This window comes from Ruminococcus sp. RTP21484sp1_RTP21277st1_D2_RTP21277_210401 (assembly GCF_040924225.1).
Classification (GTDB): domain Bacteria; phylum Bacillota; class Clostridia; order Lachnospirales; family Lachnospiraceae; genus Blautia_A; species Blautia_A faecis.
The window spans coordinates 251,425-257,424 of sequence record NZ_JBCOMJ010000001.1; the positions used below are offsets into that span (position 1 = coordinate 251,425).

At 46.3% G+C, this 6,000-nt stretch carries 5 protein-coding genes and 1 pseudogene; 1 reads left to right on the forward strand and 5 read right to left on the reverse strand.

What is annotated here, in order from left to right:
* Positions 1-6: 6 nt before the first annotated feature.
* The 3 genes from AB5706_RS01195 to AB5706_RS01205 form a co-directional block, all read right to left on the reverse strand.
* Positions 7-1,587 (reverse strand): ABC transporter substrate-binding protein, encoded by a 1,581-nt coding sequence (locus tag AB5706_RS01195; protein WP_148463506.1) that lies wholly within the window; start codon positions 1,585-1,587, stop codon positions 7-9.
* Positions 1,588-1,729: 142 nt separating this feature from the next.
* Positions 1,730-2,599, reverse strand: a complete 870-nt coding sequence (gene opp4C, locus AB5706_RS01200; protein ID WP_173718543.1) for an oligopeptide ABC transporter permease — start codon at positions 2,597-2,599, stop codon at positions 1,730-1,732.
* A 19-nt stretch (positions 2,600-2,618) separates the two neighbouring features.
* Complete coding sequence (locus AB5706_RS01205; protein ID WP_118577950.1) at positions 2,619-3,575, reverse strand: ABC transporter permease; 957 nt, start codon at positions 3,573-3,575, stop codon at positions 2,619-2,621.
* Positions 3,576-3,607: 32 nt separating this feature from the next.
* Here AB5706_RS01205 and AB5706_RS01210 point away from each other — a divergent pair.
* Positions 3,608-3,667: pseudogene (locus AB5706_RS01210) on the forward strand (hypothetical protein); the annotation flags it as partial.
* Positions 3,668-3,672: 5 nt separating this feature from the next.
* Here AB5706_RS01210 and AB5706_RS01215 read toward each other — a convergent pair.
* Both AB5706_RS01215 and AB5706_RS01220 read right to left on the reverse strand, forming a co-directional pair.
* Positions 3,673-4,953 carry a serine dehydratase subunit alpha family protein gene (locus AB5706_RS01215; protein WP_368365668.1) on the reverse strand — a complete coding sequence of 427 codons (1,281 nt, stop codon included), beginning with the start codon at positions 4,951-4,953 and terminating at the stop codon, positions 3,673-3,675.
* 191 nt (positions 4,954-5,144) lie between these two features.
* Positions 5,145-5,882, reverse strand: coding sequence for an SDR family NAD(P)-dependent oxidoreductase (locus AB5706_RS01220; RefSeq protein ID WP_173717012.1), 738 nt, complete (start codon positions 5,880-5,882; stop codon positions 5,145-5,147).
* Between the last annotated feature and the right edge of the window lie 118 nt (positions 5,883-6,000).

Sequence of the window (6,000 nt, forward strand, 5' to 3'; positions counted from 1 at the left end):
TTTTTATTACTCTTTATCCCACTCCCAGGAAGACCAGTTCAGACAATTAAAGTCTGCAACGTTCAGGTTCTTCATGCTCTTGTTGTAAGCGGTAAGAAGGTTCTTTGTATATAAGTAACCCATAGCTGCTTTTTCTACAACCTTTTCCTGATACTCATCGAAGTATGGTTTTCTTGCTTCAAAAGTAAGCTCTGCGTTTCCTTTGTCGATCAGGTCAGAAAGCTCTGTATCCTGAAGCTGGCAGAAGTTGCAGGAGCTTTCCGGATAAATCATTTCACGGCTCTCACTTGGGTCAAGAGTTCCGCCGGAACCAATGATTCCAAGATCATGCTCGCCGTCAAGCATACGGCTCATCAGAGTTGCAAAGTCCATCTGCTCAATTTCTACATTTACACCGACATTTGCAAAATCCTGTACGATCAGGGCTGCACATCTCTCGGTAATGCTGCTTCCAGAGGAGATGAAGAATTTCAGTGTCTGTCCAGCCGGGAAGCCTGCTTCTGCAAGCATCTCTTTTGCTTTTTCAGGATCGTACTGAACCTGAACTTTGTCATTGTAGTATGGGCTTACCGGTGCGATCGGGGTCATGATCGGAGTTCCCTCTCCCATAAGAAGACCATTTACCAGTACGTCACGGTTGATTGCCATATTCAGTGCCTGGCGAACTTCCTGAGTAAGATATTCCTTCTGAGTATTGAAGATCAGAGTGGTATAGGAAGTGGTAGGAACAGACTCTGTTACCAGGTTATCCTGGGACTTGGCTGTTTCCCAGTCATCAGTCAGTACGGAACCGAATCCGATCAAATCAAGCTCGCCGTTCATAAGACCGGAAAGAACGTTTGCGGACGGTACTACACGGATGATCAGACGGTCAATATTTGGAGTTCCAAGATAGTAGTTTTCATTCTTTGTGAATTCCATACGCTCACCATTGATCTCACTGTCATAGATGAATGGGCCGGAACCTACCGGATTTGCCCAAAGGTCAGGAGCATTGATCTCTTCTGCTGTTTTTCCTTCAAATATATGTTTCGGGATGATGAAAACAGTGTCGATATCCTGCAGGAATGTATCAGGATACATAGCCTCTTTTAATTTGAAGGTTACTTCATAATCGCTGTCTGCAGTTACTTCGATAGAATCCTCGGAAAGCTCTGCTCCGGAATCATCCACACCGGCAATGTACTCCAGGTGATAACGGCTCTTTGCCTCTACAGACGGATCAGAATACATCTGGTAGCTGAATACAACGTCCTCTGCTGTAACCGGCTCACCATCAGACCATACTGCGTCTTCATGAAGCTTAAAGGTAACTGCGTCACTGGCATCGTTTACAGTCCAGGACTCAGCAAGGCGTCCCTCAATGGAACCGTCTGCGTTTGTCTGTGTCAGGCGGTCATAAATCTGGTCACAGATAAAACGGGTGTAGTTGCTTGTGGTGTTCAGCGGCATCATGGTATCCCATGCCTGGTCCATAGCAGCTGTTACTACTTTTTCCTCTGCCTCAGCAGCAGCCGGAACAGCATAACCTGCTACCATGCTTCCTGCAAGCAGGAGCGCTGCAGCCTTTTTCATGTTGAATTTCATAGGTCTCCTCCTTTTTCTTTTGTCAGGGATGTTTTTTCTCTGACAGGTTTTGTGAAGCAAATCAGTCCGGGAAACTCCCGGAACCAATCTTATGTCAACGGACTGTCCGGTCTTGCATCAAGACCTTCATGATCCTGAGACATTACAGTTTGATTTTCGGATCCAGCGCATCGCGGATGCCGTCGCCCAGAAAATTAATACTTAACACCGTGATCAGAAGTGCAAGTCCCGGCGGAAGCCAGATCCACAGCTTCTGGGAAAGCACAGTAATGGACTGCGCATCGTAGAGCATATTTCCCCAGCTTGCTCCCGGCGGCTGTACACCCATGCCAAGGAAGCTTAACGATGATTCAGAAAGGATGGCACTCGCCATCTGGAATGTGATTGCGATCAGGATCGGGGCAAAAGAGTTTGGAAGAACATACTTTGTCACGATCTTGAAATTGGAGGTACCAATTGCCCTTGCAGATTCTACATATTCTTTCTCGGATACGGAAAGTACATTTGCATAGATCAGTCTGGCAAACTGTGTCCAGCCGAGCACACCAATGACACAGGTTACAGACCAGACAGACGGTCCAAGAACTGCAACCAGTACCAGGATCAGCACAATTGATGGAAAAGACATAAAAATATCTGCAATTCGCATAATAACTGCTTCCGCCTTTCCTCTGGCATAACCAGCAACCAGGCCAAGAGGAACTCCGATTGCGCAGCTGATCAGTGTGGAAACAAAACCAACCAGCAGAGAGGTTCTTCCGCCATACATCAGACGGGCAAAAACATCACGCCCGATAGCATCAGTTCCAAGGATGTGCGCTCCTCCCGGAGCTGCAGAAAAGGCAGTGTAATCTGAAGTATAAGGATCCAGTTTCAGGATCATGGGAAGAAAAACCACCATCAGGATTTCCACGATCAGGACCACCAGACCTGCCATAGCCATTTTGTGTTCTTTCAGTTTATCAAGTACCTCGGAAAGATAGCTTACATTTTCGTTTTTCTGTTTTTTCATTTCTGTCTTCTATCCTCCCTTATTTATAGCTGATTCTCGGATCCAGAATTCCGTATGCAACATCAGTGAGAATATTCGCAATAAGAACCGCTGCCGCGATCATAACCGTGATTCCCATAATAACCGGGTAGTCTCGTCCGTTGATCGCTGTTACCATAAGAGAACCAATTCCCGGCCATCCGAAAACCTGCTCGGTTACAACTGCGCCGCCTACAATAGAAGGAATGGACATTCCCACAACTGTAACGACCGGTGTAAGGGCATTTTTCAAGGCGTGCTTCATGATCACTTTCCATTTGGTAAGACCTTTGGACTTGGCGGTACGAATGTAGTCGTCCTGCATAACTTCCAGCATACTGCTTCGCATGTGCCTTACCCATCCTCCGATCTGCTGAAAGGAAAGGACCAGACAAGGCAGGATCATGTGCTTCATCAGATCTCCAAATGTATGAGCTCCGCTTGAGCTGTACATTCCTCCTGATGGCAGAATGTTAAACACAATGGCGAACAGATAGATAAATACCAGTCCTACAAAGAAGTTCGGAGTCGCCATCATCAGCATAGACAGACCGCCGGAAAAGTAATCTCTTCCTGAATTCGGCCTGGAGGCAGCAAAGATTCCAAGAGGAATGGATACGATCAATGACAGTACAATGGAGCTTGCCGCCAGAATCGCAGTAGCCGGAAGACGCTCCAGTATCATCGCTGCCACCGGTCTCTGGGTGCTGTAGGAAAATCCCAGATTTCCCGTAAGCAATTGTTTCAGCCAGGTAAAATACTGAATGATCACCGGCTGATCCAGTCCAAGTGCCACTCTCTTACGTTCCAGCTCTGCCGGAGTAATTCCCGGATCTGCCAGAAGTGCATCCAGCGGTGAACCAGGCGCCATATTCAGAATAAAATAGGCCAATATGGTAATTCCGAAAAAAGTGGGAATGGCGATCAGTATTCTTTTTAATATGTATTTCCACTTCATAGTGTTTTCCCTTCATCTCCTTTTCCTAGAACCTGTTTAAAAAAGTATTTCCGCAAGCTCCCGCAAATTGTGGCGCACATCTTGCAGAAAGCCTTTTTCAACCACGCTCTACCATAATCCGGATAATCTCTTTATCCGTTTCGCACATACCTTCCTTCGCCAGCTGTCCCACGTTCCGGATGGTATTTTCCACACCGTGGGTAACGATTCCATCACCTCCGTAGAACTGCTGTCCCTGTATGTACATTTCATAGCCCATGATTCCGGCATCGACTGCTGCTGAAATCTTGGCTGCGCAGGAGGCTTTCGCTCCGTCACAGATGATTCCGGAAACAATTGCCAGGGAATTCACGATTGTATGTGCAATTACTTCATAATCGCCGCCGTAGAGATAAGCAATTCCCGCACCGCTTCCGCAGCCTGCACTTACTGCACCGCAATAGGCAGAAAGAGTTCCGATTCCAGTCTTCAGATGAATGGTTACAAGATTGGAAAGCACCAGAGCGCGAAGCATTTTGTCATGGGAAACCTGCAGCTCTCTGGCAAATTCAATGACCGGAATGCTGGCAGTCATACCCTGGTTGCCGCTTCCGGAGTTAATCACCACAGGAAGCTCGCAGCCATTCATTCGGGCATCGGAACCGGCTGCTGCCTTGGCTCTGGCACGGATCTTAATATTGTCGCCGTAGGTGTGAAGAAGGACTTTTCCGATGTTCGCTCCATAGTTTCCGCGAAGTCCCTCCTCAGAAATGGCTGTATTGTAACGGATCTGACGCTCCAGAACCTCCTTTACATCTTCTGTGTCAACAGTGTTGGCAAAGTCGATAATGTCTTCTATGTTTAATATGGAATGGTCGGTCTTTTTCTCTTCCTTACCTGAACAGACATCTTTCTGGAAAACAGGCTGGCCGTTTTTCTCAATAAGGATGATGTTGGTGTGAGTATCTACAATGCGAACACGGGCCGTTTCAGTACCTTGAGTTACGGTCAGATCGATTTCAAATACATGCCCGGTGGATGCCGGAGTGATCTTGGGTTTCACCTGATCCATGTAGGACTTGATTTCCTCCTTCTGACCGGGTGTTACTCTTGCAATTACTTCAAGGAGCGCTTCCGCATCGCCTGCGATCACACCCGCGCACAGAGCAGCTGCAATTCCCCTCATGCCGCCTGTATTGGGAACGATGACGCTTTTTACATTTTTAATAATATTTCCACTTACTTTAATATCCAGCTGTTCCGGCAGATTGCCCAAAGTTTTTCTCGCCACTGCTCCTGCATAGGCAATGGCAATGGGTTCGGTACATCCCATTGCAGGAATCAGCTCTTCCTCCAGGATTTTTACGTAAGCCTGGTATTTTTCATCACTTTTGTGCAATGTTTTCTCCTCGCTTTCGCCCAGCAATATGAATACTTTAGCACACTATCCTCTTAAAATCAATTAATTCCGGAAATTTGGCATTTAGGAAAATCCTGGATTATATTTGTGAATTTTGTTTTTGTTAATCACTTCACGAATATAATCCGGGTGCAGATTTTTTTATTTAAAATCAGATCACTGGATTCTTTTTAGAAATAGTCATATCCGCCATGAATGTCTACAACGCTTCCATTCATATAGCCATTTTTCAGGACTTCGTATGCCATGTCTGCCACTTCGGAGATCTCGCCAAAGCGGTGAAGCGCAATCTTACGGTTAATACGTTCATAACTTTCCGGGGTGCGGTTCTTATGCCAGCTGGTTTCAATGAATCCCGGGGCAATGGCATTGACCCGGATCTGTTTTGGTTCCAGTTCTTTTACCAGGGATTTGGTGAGGAAGTGGATGGCGGATTTGGTGACACCGTAAACCAGGGATGAGGAATAAGCCTGCTGTCCTGCGTAGGAGCCTGTAAAAAGAATGCTGCCGCCTTCGTTCATAATGGGGCGAAGTTCTTTCACCAGAAATACCGGGACAGACAGGTTGGTATTCACAATTTTGGTCCATTCGTCGAAGGTGTAGTCTTCATATTTCGCATAGGTGCTGATTCCTACATTGTTTACCAGCCAGTCTACATGGCTTGCTTCTTCTTTGATCCGGGATACAAATTTCATCATTTCATCATAGGATGACATATCAGCCTGGAGTAACCGGATTTTTTTCTGATTTTCCTCTGTTTGTGCATGAAGAAATTCCTCCGCCTGCTCTGTGTTATGTCCATAGCTCACATATAAAATATCGTCCGACGCAGAATTTTCCAGAATTTTCTCCGCAATCCCTCTTCCAATTCCAGATGTACCACCGGTGATTATGGTTACTTTGCTCATGGGGTGTCCTCTTTTCTGTATATTTTATTGCTATTTAATGTGTTGGTCGTTATTCCGGACGCGATTTCACAATGTATATTCACCGCCGCGCGTCGCAACGTTCCGGCAAGCTAATGAC

Excerpts from the sequence above, each read along its gene's own strand:
- AB5706_RS01205 (WP_118577950.1), bottom strand. The coding sequence starts at position 3,575 with ATGAAGTGGAAATACATATTAAAAAGAATACTGATCGCCATTCCCACT.
- AB5706_RS01220 (WP_173717012.1), bottom strand. The coding sequence starts at position 5,882 with ATGAGCAAAGTAACCATAATCACCGGTGGTACATCTGGAATTGGAAGA.
- AB5706_RS01195 (WP_148463506.1), bottom strand. The coding sequence starts at position 1,587 with ATGAAATTCAACATGAAAAAGGCTGCAGCGCTCCTGCTTGCAGGAAGC.
- opp4C (WP_173718543.1), bottom strand. The coding sequence starts at position 2,599 with ATGAAAAAACAGAAAAACGAAAATGTAAGCTATCTTTCCGAGGTACTT.